This window comes from Thermosynechococcus sp. HY213, assembly GCF_031460975.1.
Taxonomy (GTDB): domain Bacteria; phylum Cyanobacteriota; class Cyanobacteriia; order Thermosynechococcales; family Thermosynechococcaceae; genus Thermosynechococcus.
In genome coordinates this window covers 421,118-434,800 of record NZ_JAVKVB010000011.1, presented here as the reverse complement: position 1 = coordinate 434,800, position 13,683 = coordinate 421,118, and the positions used below count along the sequence as shown (strand labels likewise).

General features: G+C 53.1%; 15 protein-coding genes. 8 read left to right on the top strand and 7 right to left on the bottom strand.

What is annotated here, in order from left to right; genetic code table 11:
* From RHK62_RS07620 to RHK62_RS07610, 3 genes are all read left to right on the top strand, one after another.
* A partial coding sequence (locus tag RHK62_RS07620; protein ID WP_310453521.1) for a DUF4351 domain-containing protein occupies positions 1–327 on the top strand: 327 nt, incomplete at its 5' end.
* Between the two features lie 103 nt (positions 328–430).
* Positions 431–1,711: a glutamyl-tRNA reductase gene (locus RHK62_RS07615; RefSeq protein ID WP_206200238.1), complete on the top strand. Its 1,281-nt coding sequence runs from the start codon at positions 431–433 to the stop codon at positions 1,709–1,711.
* A gap of 5 nt (positions 1,712–1,716) precedes the next feature.
* Positions 1,717–2,091, top strand: a complete 375-nt coding sequence (locus tag RHK62_RS07610) for a YraN family protein (protein WP_310453520.1) — start codon at positions 1,717–1,719, stop codon at positions 2,089–2,091.
* Between the two features lie 5 nt (positions 2,092–2,096).
* On the opposite strand, the gene RHK62_RS07605 is transcribed toward RHK62_RS07610, so the two are convergent.
* The 5 genes from RHK62_RS07605 to queC all read right to left on the bottom strand — a co-directional run bounded on the left by RHK62_RS07605 (position 2,097) and on the right by queC (position 7,073).
* Positions 2,097–3,524: a mechanosensitive ion channel domain-containing protein gene (locus RHK62_RS07605; protein ID WP_310453519.1), complete on the bottom strand. Its 1,428-nt coding sequence runs from the start codon at positions 3,522–3,524 to the stop codon at positions 2,097–2,099.
* Between the two features lie 125 nt (positions 3,525–3,649).
* The gene (locus RHK62_RS07600) at positions 3,650–3,949 is read right to left on the bottom strand and encodes a TMEM165/GDT1 family protein (RefSeq protein ID WP_206200235.1); all 300 of its coding nucleotides are present in this window, start codon (positions 3,947–3,949) and stop codon (positions 3,650–3,652) included.
* A 10-nt stretch (positions 3,950–3,959) separates the two neighbouring features.
* Entirely contained in the window at positions 3,960–4,124 is a 165-nt protein-coding gene (locus RHK62_RS07595; protein WP_011057571.1) for a hypothetical protein, read from the bottom strand.
* A gap of 205 nt (positions 4,125–4,329) precedes the next feature.
* A complete protein-coding gene (gene dnaK / locus RHK62_RS07590; RefSeq protein ID WP_206200234.1) occupies positions 4,330–6,246 on the bottom strand; it encodes a molecular chaperone DnaK in 1,917 nt (638 codons plus the stop codon).
* Between the two features lie 125 nt (positions 6,247–6,371).
* Positions 6,372–7,073: a 7-cyano-7-deazaguanine synthase QueC gene (gene queC, locus RHK62_RS07585; protein WP_310438504.1), complete on the bottom strand. Its 702-nt coding sequence runs from the start codon at positions 7,071–7,073 to the stop codon at positions 6,372–6,374.
* A 143-nt stretch (positions 7,074–7,216) separates the two neighbouring features.
* Between queC and RHK62_RS07580 the strand changes: the two genes are divergently transcribed.
* The 3 genes from RHK62_RS07580 to RHK62_RS07570 are packed head-to-tail and all read left to right on the top strand — an operon-like array spanning position 7,217 to position 9,338.
* Positions 7,217–8,251, top strand: coding sequence for a Gfo/Idh/MocA family protein (locus RHK62_RS07580; protein WP_149819497.1), 1,035 nt, complete (start codon positions 7,217–7,219; stop codon positions 8,249–8,251).
* Positions 8,252–8,311: 60 nt separating this feature from the next.
* Complete coding sequence (locus RHK62_RS07575; protein ID WP_226971906.1) at positions 8,312–8,749, top strand: hypothetical protein; 438 nt, start codon at positions 8,312–8,314, stop codon at positions 8,747–8,749.
* 10 nt (positions 8,750–8,759) lie between these two features.
* Positions 8,760–9,338, top strand: a complete 579-nt coding sequence (locus tag RHK62_RS07570) for a 4'-phosphopantetheinyl transferase superfamily protein (RefSeq protein ID WP_310453518.1) — start codon at positions 8,760–8,762, stop codon at positions 9,336–9,338.
* Positions 9,339–9,392: 54 nt separating this feature from the next.
* On the opposite strand, the gene ribBA is transcribed toward RHK62_RS07570, so the two are convergent.
* Positions 9,393–11,036 carry a bifunctional 3,4-dihydroxy-2-butanone-4-phosphate synthase/GTP cyclohydrolase II gene (gene ribBA / locus RHK62_RS07565; protein WP_225901720.1) on the bottom strand — a complete coding sequence of 548 codons (1,644 nt, stop codon included), beginning with the start codon at positions 11,034–11,036 and terminating at the stop codon, positions 9,393–9,395.
* 232 nt (positions 11,037–11,268) lie between these two features.
* Here ribBA and RHK62_RS07560 point away from each other — a divergent pair, with 232 nt between their 5' ends.
* A complete protein-coding gene (locus RHK62_RS07560; RefSeq protein WP_206200230.1) occupies positions 11,269–12,255 on the top strand; it encodes a methyltransferase domain-containing protein in 987 nt (328 codons plus the stop codon).
* Here RHK62_RS07560 and RHK62_RS07555 read toward each other — a convergent pair.
* Complete coding sequence (locus tag RHK62_RS07555; RefSeq protein ID WP_310438501.1) at positions 12,240–12,875, bottom strand: YqiA/YcfP family alpha/beta fold hydrolase; 636 nt, start codon at positions 12,873–12,875, stop codon at positions 12,240–12,242. The two genes, RHK62_RS07560 and RHK62_RS07555, sit on opposite strands and share 16 nt — an antisense overlap.
* Positions 12,876–13,255: 380 nt before the next feature.
* Between RHK62_RS07555 and RHK62_RS07550 the strand changes: the two genes are divergently transcribed.
* Positions 13,256–13,675, top strand: coding sequence for a photosystem I reaction center subunit II PsaD (locus tag RHK62_RS07550; protein WP_149819488.1), 420 nt, complete (start codon positions 13,256–13,258; stop codon positions 13,673–13,675).
* Positions 13,676–13,683: the final 8 nt, after the last annotated feature.

The window sequence follows — 13,683 nt, the reverse complement described above, 5'->3', positions numbered from 1 at the left end:
TATGCCGAGGCACAAGAGGAAGGGTTACAACGGGGCTTACGGCAGGGATTGGAGCAAGGATTACAGCAAGGACTGCAACAGGGATTGCAACAGGGATTGCAACAGGGATTGCAACAGGGATTGCAACAGGGATTGCAACAGGGATTACAGCAGGGAGAAGCACTGGTTGTTTTGCGCTTCCTCAGGCGACGGTTTGGGGATTTACCGGCTGACCTTGAAGCAGCAATTCGCCAACTCCCATCCACCCAGATTGAGACTTTGGCAGAGGCACTCCTTGACTTTGCGACCCTGGAAGACCTGAGGGACTGGCTCAGGAATCTCGGTTAGGGAGAATCCTCCTTTAGTAAAGACTTGCAAACAAGCGTGAAGGAGGCTCAAGAATCCTGATACAACAATTGATGGAGTTGCAGCCGAACGTCAACCGATTCCTATGAATATTGCTGTCATTGGCTTGAGTCACAAAACCGCCCCTGTGGATGTGCGCGAAAAATTGAGTGTGCCAGAGGATGTGCGGGAGCGGGCACTGCAACATCTATGCGGCTACGCCCATATTCAGGAAGCGACCATCCTTAGCACCTGTAACCGCTTAGAAATTTACATTGTTACTAGTGACACTGAGGTGGGCGTGCGGGAAGTGCATCAGTTTCTCAGTGAGTGGAGTCATATTCCCCTGCCCCAACTGCGTCCCTACCTCTTTATCCTGCTGCATCAGGATGCGGTGATGCACCTCATGCGGGTGGCTTCGGGTCTGGATAGCTTGGTGATTGGCGAGGGGCAAATTCTCTCCCAAGTGAAGCGCTGTCATCAGTTAGGGCAGCAGTACAAGTCCATTGGGTCTATTCTCAATCGCCTCTTTACGGGGGCGATCGCGGCCGGTAAACGGGTACGCACAGAAACCAGCATTGGGACGGGGGCGGTCTCCATTAGCTCAGCGGCGGTGGAACTCGCCGACCTGCGGTTGCAAAATCTCCAGAACTGCCGCATTGCCATTGTCGGTGCGGGCAAAATGTCCCGCTTGGTGGTGCAACACCTGATTGCCCGAGGGGTGAAAGAAATGAGCATTATCAACCGCTCCTTGGAACGGGCACAGGAACTGGCGCAGCAGTTTCCCGAAGTACGCTTTGAACTCTTTACGATGACAGATCTACTGCCGATTGTGGCAGCAATGGATTTGGTCTTTACGGGTACAGCAGCGACACAACCCCTCTTGGATCGCGAGAATTTAGGGTCGGTGCTCACGGGCGATCGCCCCCTATCAATCATTGATATTTCCGTGCCCCGCAATGTCCATGCCAACGTGACGGAATTGGCCTCCGTACAACTGTTTAATGTGGATGATCTCGAAGCAGTCGTCGCCCAAAACCAAGAGGCGCGACGCCAATTGGCTCAAGAGGCCGAGGGTATCCTTGAGGAAGAATTAGAGACCTTTTTGGCTTGGTGGCACGCCCTAGAAACGATTCCCACCATCCGCAGTCTGCGCCAAAAAATGGAAGCGATCCGTACCCAAGAGCTGGAAAAAGCCCTCTCCCGCTTAGGCAGTGAGTTTGGTGAGAAACATCAAGGGGTCATTGAAGCAATGACGCGCACAATTATTAACAAGATTCTCCATGATCCAACGGTGCAACTGCAATCACAGCGGGATTTAGAAAGTCGTCAACGCGCTATGCAGACCCTCCAAGACTTGTTTAATCTCGAACCCATTGAAGCCTAGGGCCTATGCGCCACGTGGGCGATCGCGGGGAAGCGGTAGTTGTCGCGTGGCTACAAACCCAGCAGTGTCAAATTTTGGCTCAGAACTGGTCTTGCCCTTGGGGTGAGCTGGATATTGTTGCCTGTGATCCGCGGGGGGTGGTGCGCTTTGTCGAAGTGAAAACCCGCCGTTCCCGCAACTGGGATTGTGATGGCCTCGGTGCGATTTCCCCTAGCAAGCAACGCAAACTCATTTTGGCCGCCCAAGCCTTCCTAGAACGTCAGCCCCAGTGGCAGGATCATCCCTGTCGCTTCGATGTGGCCTTGGTGCGATACCAAGCAGGTACCTATCAGCTGCATCAATACTTGGAGCACGCATTTACGCTGGACGCCACCGATTGAGCACTTTACCAACTCAGCAGTTTTTGCAGGCGATCGCGAATCCAGTTAATCGGACGACTTTGATCCGCCTCTTGGCGACTCAGTTGCTGAAGCTCCTGTTGATGTTGCGCCAGCACATCCTGACGGCGGGCGATCGCCACGGCAATATCATCAGCAAGGGAAGGATGTTCTTTTAGCAACTGTTCAAATCCCTCCCGTGGTAGGACAAACAAGACCGTATCCGTCATTGCCATCATCGTTGTTGGGCAGGCCACCCCCAGCATTAGTGGTAGCTCGCCAAAGTGCTCCCCCGGATTAAACGTCATCATTGGCTTGAGTTCACCATTCTCCTCATAGACCGCCGCCATCTGCCCCTGCAATACGATGTAGAAGTTACTGATTGCCTCCTGAGCACGGAACAAAATTTCCTTCGCTGCCAAGTGCTTGCGGTAGCCCGATTCGATGAGAAAGCGTAATTGCAAGTCATTCATGCACTGAAAATAGCTCACCTGCTGAAGCAGCGACTTTAAAGAGGGCGTTGCCGGTGCCAAGGGCATGCCTACCGTTTCGGCTGGCTCATTGAGGGGAGAGAGCGCTGGCGCATTGCGGATCCAGATGTCCCGTTGCGGGAAAGGAATCGAGATATTATGCTGCCGAAAGTAATAATCAATCTTGAAATTGAGACTGCTCTTGATGAACACTCGCCGCTCAATGGCATCCGTCCATACCCAGAGTTCAAACTTAAGGGCAGAATCGCCAAATTCACGGAAAATCACCCGCGGGGCTGGCTCCCTGAGGACATCTGGTTCAGAATGCGCAATATTGAGCAAGACTTCCGTCACCAAAACTGGATCTGTCCCATAGGCCACCCCAATGGCAATATCAATACGACCGCGATGGGTTTCGTAGTACCAATTCAGCACCGGACTATCGGCAAGGTAGGTATTGGGCACCACCACATTTGAACCGTTAAAGGTTTGAATCACCGTGGCTCGCATCGAGACTTCCTGAACGTAGCCGCTGATGTTTTCAATTTCCACAAAGTCGCCGACACGCACTTTGCGCTCAATCAGGAGCGTCAGGCCACTGATGAGATTGCGGGTGACATCCTGCAAACCAAAACCAATCCCCACCCCCAAGCCACCAATAATCACCGCTAGGGAATCGAGATTAATCCCCACTGCTTGCAAAACAATAATGTAGCCCAGTGCTCCCCCGGCACCACTCATCACAGTGGAAATGGCCTCACGGTTGCCTAAATCCAAACCAAGGCGCGGTAGGAGTTGATTTTTCAGCACCCCCTTGAAAAAGCGCGCCAAAATGGCAACGAGGATGAGCAACAGCACCACTTGAAACAGCCAACGCAGGGAAATCGTTTCCCGCCCAAGGCGAAACAACGGTGCATCGGCAATACTAACGAACGATGACCACAGTTCAATGACTTGGGATGGCATTCTCCACAGTCTCCTCAGGGGTTCACCAACTTAGACAGTGCCTAAGCTAACCCCCTCACTTTAGCAGGGGGCAATCGTCAACTGAAGGAACTTTCTCGCGCCATTAAGTGGCGATATTTTGGTCATCAAAGGCTTGGGTGCAGCATATCCCACAATAGCCAAAGGGCGATCGCCAAGAGACTACCACCCGTCAGCGTTTGTAATCGCTGTTCCGAGAGGTACTGTGATAGCCAGCGACCAATCAATACCCCAATCAAACTAGTGGTTACTAAGGCCAAAGCTGCTCCCAAAAACACCAACCAAGGGGAGGCAGCGCGGGCAGCCATGAAAAATACAGCAATTTGAGTTTTATCGGCAAATTCAGCCAAAAAAACGGTTAAAAACGCAACCCCGAACTCTCGCCATGGCAACGCGCGCTTAATCACCGACTGCCCTCTAGGCGTCCGTCATTTCCTCAACCGTCTCGGTGGTTTTCGTCTCTGGGCGATTCTCCGTATTTAGGCGGCGGCTGTAGCGACCCGAAGAACGCTTGCGAAACTTGCGAGCATAGGCTTGGTTACGAAGAGCTTTTTCTTTCTTGGGATTGCGGCGTTTGGCCATGCTTACCTCAATGGTGGGGTGGTCTCAGCACTCAACAAAAATTAAGGACAGAAACTTTATTCTATCGGAATTTTTCCCCTAGCACAAGAAGCCTGTGATCGAAAAAACTGTGACTATACCCCCTCACAAAAATGAGAAACCCCCTAAGCTTTCACCTAGGGGGAGGAGGAGTCTTGTTCTGGCAGAAAGTTGCGAATTTAAGGGACTACTTGGTTTCCGAAAACTCAGCGTCAATCACTTCGTCACCACCACCACTGCTACCGCTGCTGCTGGAGCCAGTTCCATCACTGGACTGCGCACTTTGATAAACACTGGAGCCGACGCTGTAGAGGGTTTGTTGCAGATCCTGCATCAGCGATTTCACCCGTTCAAAATTAATGGATTCAATGGGTTTCTTCTCGGCTTCAGTGCCGATTTCCGAGCGCAGGTTAGCAATGAGGGCGGTGAGGCGGTCTTTATCGCTGGTGGAGACTTTGTCAGCCAATTCGGATAGTTGTTTCTCCGCTTGGTAGCAGAGTTGTTCCGCTTGGTTTTTGGTCTCGATTTTCTCGCGTTTGGCTTTATCAGCAGCGGCATTCATTTCCGCTTCGCGCACCATGCGTTCTACTTCATCCTTAGGCAGCGTTGAGGCGCCGGTGATGCTAATGGACTGCTGTTTGCCGGTGCCTTTGTCGCGAGCGGTGACGTTGAGAATACCGTTGGCATCAATATCAAACGTGACTTCGATTTGGGGCACACCGCGGGGTGCCGGCGGAATGCCATCCAAACGGAAGGTGCCGAGGCTCTTGTTATCGGCGGCCATTTCCCGCTCCCCTTGCAGGACGTGGATCTCCACATTGGTTTGACCATCAACCGCAGTAGAGAAGACCTCGGATTTTTTCGTCGGGATCGTGGTGTTGCGGGGAATAATTTTCGTCATCACGCCGCCAAGGGTTTCCACCCCCAAAGACAGCGGTGTGACATCAAGGAGAAGAATGTCTTTCACTTCCCCTGCCAGCACCCCAGCTTGAATAGCGGCACCCACCGCCACGACTTCATCGGGGTTCACAGTCTGGTTGGGGTCTTTGCCCAATAGCCGTTTGACCAGCTCTTGGATGGCAGGAATGCGGGTAGAGCCACCCACCAGTACCACTTCGTCAATTTGATCTTTGCTGAGTTTGGCATCCCTGAGGGCTTGCTCAACGGGTACGCGACAACGGTCAATGAGGTCAGAGCAGAGTTCCTCAAATTTGGCGCGGGTGAGCGTCATGTCGAGGTGCTTAGGCCCATCCTGCGTTGCAGTAATGAAGGGCAGGTTAATTTCCGTTTGCATGACGCTGGAAAGTTCAATCTTGGCTTTTTCTGCCGCTTCTGTCAGCCGTTGCAGCGCCTGTTTGTCTTTGCGCAGGTCAATGCCTTCTTGGGCACGGAAGGATTCAGCCAAGTAGTCCACAATTTTCTTGTCAAAGTCGTCACCACCAAGGTGGGTGTCCCCGGAGGTGGCGAGCACTTCAAAAACGCCATCACCGACTTCAAGGATGGACACGTCAAAGGTACCACCGCCAAGGTCAAAGACAAGGATGGTTTCATTGGCTTTTTTATCTAGGCCATAGGCCAAGGAAGCGGCGGTGGGTTCGTTGATGATCCGCAGCACTTCAAGACCGGCAATTTTGCCAGCATCTTTGGTGGCTTGGCGCTGCGAGTCGTTGAAGTAGGCGGGCACAGTAATCACCGCTTGGGTGACTTCCTCGCCAAGGTATTTGCTAGCATCCTCTTTTAGTTTGCGCAGGACTTGAGCAGAAATTTCTTCGGGGGCAAACTGTTTGCCAAGGGCGGGGCAATCCAGCTTGACGTTGCCATTGACGTTCAAAACTTTGTAGGAGACCTCGGTGGCTTCGTGGGTCACCTCATCAAAGCGACGGCCAATAAAGCGCTTCACAGAATAGAAAGTATTTTCGGGGTTCATCACTGCTTGCCGTTTGGCAATTTGACCCACGAGGCGATCGCCATTTTTGGTGTAGGCAACAACGGAGGGCGTTGTCCGAAACCCTTCAGCATTGGCAATAACCGTGGGCTTGCCCCCTTCCATGACGGCCACACAGGAGTTGGTGGTCCCCAGATCAATTCCGACAACTTTTGCCATAGCGACGAAAACTCCCTTTGCAGGCTAACTTCGATGCGGGGCACAGCACCCATATTGGGCTTAACCCTCTCTCCTTCCTATAGTGCGATCGCTCCCGCTCTCTGCAAAAGGGGGATTTACCGAACCTACACAGGGTGGTCAGCCGCGTAGGGCAAAGGATCCACAAGCCCTAATTCGGCAAAGGCCGCTAAACGCAATCGACAGGCATCGCAGCGACCACAGGCCTGTTGGCCATCGCTGTAACAGGACCATGTTTTTTCCCAAGGAACGCCGTACTCATTCCCCAGACGAATGATGTCTTTTTTGTGGAGTTCAATGAGGGGGGTGACAATTTCAATGGGCTGGCCTTCACGCCCCTGCTTGGTACCCAAGCGATAGACCTCCTGCATTGCAGCAATATAATCAGGCCGACAGTCGGGATAGCCAGAGTAATCGAGGGCATTGACGCCAATATGAACCGTTTGCGCCCCTAGGGCTTCGGCATAGGCAAGGGCAACACTCAAGAAAATCGTATTGCGGGCGGGGACATAGGTAATGGGAATCTCTTGGCTCATGGTAGCCAGATCGCGATTGCGAGGCAAGTCAATCGTTAAATCAGTCAAGGCAGAGCCGCCCCACAACTGCAAATTCAAGGAGACCATTTGATGCTGAATCACGCCGGCGGCGGTGGCAATGGCGATCGCGGCTTCTAATTCCCGCCGATGGCGCTGCCCATAGTCAAAGGAAAGGGCATAGCAAGCATAACCCAGTGCCTTGGCACGAAATAACACCGTGCTGGAGTCTAACCCCCCTGAGAGCAACACGACGGCCTTTGGTGTCGTCATCATAGCTGTCTATCAAAACCTTTACATTTGGCAATGCTGTGGTAGCATCTTTCTGAAAATGTTCATTCTGTGAGTTGCTACTTACGGCGGGCGATCGCCAACACCAAGCCTTTCCCCGGTTGCGTAGAGGAGTGAAATAACTAGACATGAGTTCTGCCGTCCGTCCCCAGCCCGAACCACTGCGCATTGGCGTTATCGGTGTTGGCAACATGGGTCAGCACCATACCCGTGTTTTGAGTTTACTCAAAGATGTCGAACTTGTGGGCATTTCTGACGTGAATCTGGAGCGGGGCATTGATACCGCTAGCAAATATCGGGTGAAATTTTTTGAAAACTATGTGGATTTACTGCCCCACGTTGAGGCGGTGTGTATTGCCGTGCCCACCCGTCTCCACCATGAAGTGGGCATTACCTGCTTGCGCCACGGGGTACATGTCTTGGTGGAAAAACCGATTGCCGCCAGTATTAGCGAAGCAGAATCGCTCGTCAACGCAGCAGCGGAGTGCCAGTGCATCCTCCAAGTCGGACATATTGAGCGCTTTAACCCTGCATTTCAAGAACTGAGCAAAGTTCTGCGCACTGAGGAAATCCTTGCCCTTGAAGCCGATCGCATGAGTCCCTACTCCGATCGCGCTAATGATGTCTCAGTGGTTCTCGACTTAATGATCCACGATATTGACTTGCTATTGGAACTCACCAATTCCCCTGTGGTGCGCCTAACGGCCGCCGGCAGTCGCTCTGCCAACTCTGGGTATCTGGACTACGTGACCGCCACATTGGGCTTTGCCAACGGCATTATTGCCACCCTCACGGCCAGTAAAGTCACCCACCGCAAACAACGACGCATTGCTGCCCACTGCAAAAATTCCCTCACGGAGGCCGATTTCCTGAAAAACGAGATTCTCATTCACCGCAAAACCACCGCATCGTGCAGTGCCGATCATGGCCAAGTTCTCTACCGCCAAGACGGTCTCATTGAGAAGGTCTATACAAGCAATATTGAACCCCTCCATGCTGAATTGGAGCACTTCGTCAACTGTGTTCGTGGTGGTCAACCTCCCTCGGTGGGTGGAGAGCAGGCACTCAAAGCGTTGCGCTTGGCCAGTCTCATTGAGCAGTTAGCCCTTGATGGCCACAGTTGGGGACAGTTGGATGCTTCCTTGGCGGCACTGATTCGTTAGCACGCATCGCCCTCGTTTCCTTGCGCTAGGGTAGTAAGTACAGCAGCGAGGGTTGTGTCAATGACGGATCTGGAAGGTTGTGCCTTTTTGGCAGCCCAAGCAAAGGTGAAGTCCTATCTCGCCTACTGGTTTCAGCTGGGCAAACGGCTGTGTATTTGGGGCGGAGCGCATACGGTGCTGCCGCAACCTGTCCTTCAGGGCGATCGCTACAGTCAAGCCTTTGAGGCCTGCTGGGCCTATGTGATCTCTGGTCAGGCAGGAGACTGCTTTCTTGAGGACACGGCGGAGACGATTACGCAACTCTTGAGCGACTGTTGGGACATTACCCCCTGTGCCCGCTGCCAAATGCCTGTGCCTCTACCCTGTCATGGGTTACCCCCTGTACACTGTCCCTGTGCCAGTCTGCCCAATTGGCCGAATTTTGAGTTACCGCTGCCCCGTAGCCCCATTAATCCCCGCACTCACCTATTGTCACTAAAAAAACGCCTCAGTCTTTAATGTGTGGGATTTGCCCCTACCCCCGATTGTTGCCCCTCAATGGCAGGCGCCACACGACAATCTCACCTTGTATTCCCATGCGCTGCATCTTTGGTGGTTAACGCTTCCCCCTGATGTGCCCCGTGAGGTTACCCTGCGCGCCTATTTACGACGCTATCAGCCGAATCTTGGCGAGAAGCCTCTACCGCGTACCGCTGGGGGTAAGCCCTATTTGGATGCTTTGGAATTTAATTGGAGCCATAGTGGTAACTTAGCGGTGTTGGCCGTGAGTGGCCGGGCGGCTGTAGGGGTAGATGTAGAAATATTGCGCCCCTGTCCTCAGCGTTCAGCCATTAGTCGGCGGTTTTTTGGGGCGGCTCTGCAACAAAGGATATTAGAGGGGAGCGATCGCTCGTTTCTACAGGCTTGGACATACTATGAAGCGTGGCTCAAGGCTCAGGGGATCGGGGTATGGCAGCGGACGGCGGCTCAGCCTTTAGAACATTGGGCAGTCAGTTTCCCCGTGGGCGATCGCGCCATTGCCAGTGTTGTTGTGCTAACGCCAACGCCGCTCCAGTGTGTCTTTTTTCGGCCAGAAGTAGTGGGATAAATGAATGTTCACACTTGAAAACGACGTAGATGCTCCAAGATATTCATCGACGCTTTAACCTGCTACTGCTGACCATGAATAGATGAGATGAGGCTGCCACTCACTGGGGGGCTGTTGGGTGTAGGCTTGGCGATCGAGATCCATCGGTAGGTTGAGCATTGGATCGCTGCCGGTGGCCACGAGAAACTCAAATCCCTTCAGGGTTGGCCATTGGCAAAATTGCCGCAGCAGGGTTTGCACCGCCAAGACATAGGGATGTTCTGGCTGCTGATACCACTGGCGATCGGCCACATGGGGTTGGTCAAAGCCAAAGTGAACAATCAGGTCAGGATGTCCAAAGATGGCCTGCGCAACGGGCCGAGCTTCTTCGCGCACTAGCAAATGGACGCCTGCGGCCAGATGACGTATTTTTTCCAACCGCTCATAGCGATCGCCCGCATCTAATTGCGACTCCTGCCAGCGAAAGGCCACTGTGATCAGGTAAGTTTGTAGCAGTAGATGCCCCAGTTTCTCCGCCTTAGTCGTCAAGTAGGGGGTGTTGTAGGGCGTCGCTTCAATCAGCAGGGGCACCCGATCCACCACTTCGAGGCCATAGCCCTTGAGGCCAGCAATTTTACGGGGGTTATTGGTAATCAGGCGAATCTGCTTCACTCCCAAGTCATTGAGCATTTGGGCGCCAACGCCATAGTTACGCAAATCCGCTGGGAAGCCGAGGTGCTCATTAGCTTCCACGGTGTCCATTCCCAAATCTTGCAGGGAATAGGCACGTAGCTTGTTGACTAGGCCAATGCCACGACCCTCTTGGCGCAGATAAACCACCACACCGCGTCCTGCCGCGTTAATCATTTTCAGAGCCGCTTGCAGTTGCATCCGACAATCGCAGCGCAGTGAACCGAGGGCATCGCCCGTCAAACATTCAGAATGAACGCGCACCAGCACGGGTTGCTCGCTAAACGTGGCAGGATCTCCTTTGACAATGGCGACGTGCTCCGATTGATCGAGGGAATTGCGATAGCCATAGATTTGAAATTCACCGAACTCCGTCGGTAGCTTGGCCACAGCTTCGCGGCGGACAAAACGCTCATGCTGGAGACGATAGCTAATTAAGTCGGCAATGCTAATAATCTTCAGTTGGTGGGTGCGAGCATATTCAATGAGTTGGGGCAGCCGCGACATGGTGCCGTCGGGATTTTGAATCTCACAGATGACCCCCGCTGGGTAGAGACCTGCCAACCGTGTCAGATCGACGGCGGCTTCGGTATGGCCGGCTCGCTTGAGAACCCCCCCAGGGCGCGATCGCAGGGGAAAGACATGGCCGGGGCGACGTAAATCTTGAGGCTGGGTCGTCGGGTCAATGAGGGCTTGAATGGTGCGGGCACGGTCTTCGGCGGAAATGCCTGTGGTCACGCCCCAACGGGCACCGGCATCAACACTCACCGTAAAGGCAGTTTGGTTGCTATCGGTATTTGTTGTTACCATTAAGGGCAAATCCAATTCATCGAGGCGATCGCCCTCCATGGCGAGGCAAATCAATCCTCGGGCATGAACCGCCATAAAGTTAATCATGGCTGGGGTCACACGCTCAGCGGCACCAATGAGATCCCCCTCATTCTCACGATTTTCATCATCCACCACGACGATAACTTCACCCCGCCGCAGGGCATCCAACGCAGATTCAATCGAGTCAAACACAGGCACATCCGCCAAGGCAGTTCCTTCCAGAATTTTTAAGGCTCCTTATTATTAAGTTACAGCCTTTTTCACGAGGATTGGGTGCCCGCAGCACTAGCAGGTAGGATTGCACCAACTTTTCAAGATAGTATTGAACAGCGTACGATCTCCCACGAAAACCCATCTGTGGCTCTTTCCCTTGTGGAAATGCTAAAAACCTCGTCATCATAGTGAAAGGTTTCACCAGCCAATCTGCTGCATGTCTCATCTATTGCTCATACTGGTTATCATTGTTGGCGCGTTAGTCCTCCTAGGGTTAGCGCTTTATCTCCTGTTTCCTCGCAAGTACGAGTCTGCCCGCTCTGTCGCCGAGTCCTATGACGACTGGACCAATGACGGCATTCTTGAATTTTACTGGGGTGAGCATATTCACCTTGGCCACTATGGTTCGCCCCCCCGTCGTAGGGACTTTCGCCAAGCAAAGGCAGATTTTGTCCATGAAATGGTGCGCTGGGCGGGTCTCGATCGCCTGCCGCCGGGGACAACGGTTTTGGATGTGGGCTGTGGCATTGGCGGGAGCAGTCGTATGCTAGCGCGTGACTATGGCTTTCACGTGACGGGAATTACAATCAGCCCTGAACAGGTACGGCGGGCGCGGGAACTCACTCCTGCGGATCTCAATGTGCAGTTTCAGGTGGATGACGCTCTAGCCTTGTCATTTCCAGATGCCAGCTTTGACGTGGTTTGGTCAATTGAGGCCGGCCCCCACATGCCCGATAAACAGCAGTTTGCTAAGGAATTACTCCGTGTCCTAAAGCCGGGGGGGATTCTTGTGGTTGCCGATTGGAACCAAAGGGACGATCGCCAGCACCCCTTGAACCTCTGGGAGCGGCTCATTATGCGGCAGCTATTGGATCAATGGGCACACCCCGCCTTTGCCAGTATTGAAGGCTTTGCCGAAGCCCTTGCCGCAACGGGTTTAGTGGCTGGAGAGGTAATCACCGCCGACTGGACGCAGGAAACGCTCCCCTCGTGGTTGGATTCAATTTGGCAGGGAATTGTGCGACCAGAGGGGCTGATTCGCTTTGGCCTACCGGGGCTAGTGAAATCTTTGCGGGAAGTACCCACCTTTCTGTTGATGCGGCTTGCCTTTGGCATGGGACTGTGCCGCTTTGGCATGTTTCGCGCCGTGCGAGCAGAAGTTCCTGCGGTCTCCCTTGACCCAGCCTCTCAAGTTAACTGCTGATAGATGATTGGATACATCATGCCCCAAATGGCCGGCTGTACATCCTTGAGAGCGTGATCACTGTCCAATTCCACCCGACTCACCCAAGGGCGGCCTTCACAGTAGCGACGACTGGCTTCGATGGGAATCACCTCATCCTGAAGACCATGGAAAATGAGGGTAGGCACAGGCCGCTGCAGCTGGCGATCGTCGTACTCTAGTAAATCCTTGGCAAAGCCATAGCTAAGGGGGAGCAGGCGCTCTTGCGTGTAGTGATACACCTCCAGCACACCCGTTTCTTGCCAGCGGCGGTATTGATCGCCCAAGCGCGGCAGCCAATGGATCGCAAACTCAAAGGCAGGTGCCAGCAGAAACAGTTGCACCACTTGGGAATGCTTTTGCGCTAGCCAAGCAGCCGTCAGGCCACCAAAACTGGAGCCAATCAATGTGACGGGTTCCTCTGGGGCGAGCAGCGCTTCTACTTGGTCAATTTGACGACTTAAGGTCAAATGAAAAAAATCCCCCTGATTGAGATCAGGAATGAGTAGCGGTTGACCGAGTTCCGCAAAGCGATCGCGAAAATACTGAGCTTTACTTGAGCGCGGCGACGAGGCAAATCCATGGAGGTAGAGATATTGCATTGCTCAATAATCCCTTGTGAGGAGCGGACATATTTTTGTCGCACTTTGTCAATAATCTTAACAAATTAGCCCTTTAGCCATAGGTTGTTCAAGGGTGATCATTGAAAATAATTCAGAATGCTGATCAAACAGCTCAACAACAATTCCTTATTTTGAAGGAACTGTTACAGTTTCTCACAACTCGCATCAACACCGCGATTTCAATGCTACGATGCCGTTGAATCTGGCTACAGCCCTTTTCGCAAGGAGGGCAAACGCTCAAAACTGCGAAAGCCCCTATGGGAGAGGATTGCATCCCCTTTATGGTTCCCATATCCAAGAAAAGGGTTGTATCTGGCCGATCTTAAGAATGAAAACGTGAGAGATTGAGGATCGAACGCATGACAACACTCACTGGGCAACCCCCGCTCTATGGTGGCAGCACCGGCGGCCTCCTCAGCGCAGCGGACACCGAAGAGAAATACGCCATCACCTGGACAAGCCCCAAAGAGCAGGTTTTTGAAATGCCGACGGCTGGGGCTGCGGTTATGCGTGAAGGGGAAAATCTTGTTTACCTTGCCCGTAAGGAGCAGTGCCTTGCCCTAGCCGCTCAGCAACTGCGTCCCCGCAAAATCAATGACTACAAAATCTACCGCATTTTCCCCGATGGTGAAACGGTGTTGATCCATCCCAAGGATGGTGTTTTCCCTGAGAAGGTGAACCAAGGGCGTGAAGCCGTCAACTCAGTGCCCCGCTCCATTGGCCAAAATCCCAATCCTTCGCAACTGAAGTTCACCGGCAAGAAGCCCTACGATCCATAGGTCGGTGC

What these genes read in the sequence shown, in the direction of transcription:
- RHK62_RS07560 (WP_206200230.1), top strand. Translation starts at nt 11,269, where the DNA reads ATGTCTCATCTATTGCTCATACTGGTTATCATTGTTGGCGCGTTAGTC.
- RHK62_RS07605 (WP_310453519.1), bottom strand. Translation starts at nt 3,524, where the DNA reads ATGCCATCCCAAGTCATTGAACTGTGGTCATCGTTCGTTAGTATTGCC.
- RHK62_RS07555 (WP_310438501.1), bottom strand. Translation starts at nt 12,875, where the DNA reads ATGCAATATCTCTACCTCCATGGATTTGCCTCGTCGCCGCGCTCAAGT.
- RHK62_RS07610 (WP_310453520.1), top strand. Translation starts at nt 1,717, where the DNA reads ATGCGCCACGTGGGCGATCGCGGGGAAGCGGTAGTTGTCGCGTGGCTA.
- RHK62_RS07575 (WP_226971906.1), top strand. Translation starts at nt 8,312, where the DNA reads ATGACGGATCTGGAAGGTTGTGCCTTTTTGGCAGCCCAAGCAAAGGTG.
- RHK62_RS07615 (WP_206200238.1), top strand. Translation starts at nt 431, where the DNA reads ATGAATATTGCTGTCATTGGCTTGAGTCACAAAACCGCCCCTGTGGAT.
- dnaK (WP_206200234.1), bottom strand. Translation starts at nt 6,246, where the DNA reads ATGGCAAAAGTTGTCGGAATTGATCTGGGGACCACCAACTCCTGTGTG.
- queC (WP_310438504.1), bottom strand. Translation starts at nt 7,073, where the DNA reads ATGATGACGACACCAAAGGCCGTCGTGTTGCTCTCAGGGGGGTTAGAC.
- RHK62_RS07595 (WP_011057571.1), bottom strand. Translation starts at nt 4,124, where the DNA reads ATGGCCAAACGCCGCAATCCCAAGAAAGAAAAAGCTCTTCGTAACCAA.
- RHK62_RS07550 (WP_149819488.1), top strand. Translation starts at nt 13,256, where the DNA reads ATGACAACACTCACTGGGCAACCCCCGCTCTATGGTGGCAGCACCGGC.
- RHK62_RS07580 (WP_149819497.1), top strand. Translation starts at nt 7,217, where the DNA reads ATGAGTTCTGCCGTCCGTCCCCAGCCCGAACCACTGCGCATTGGCGTT.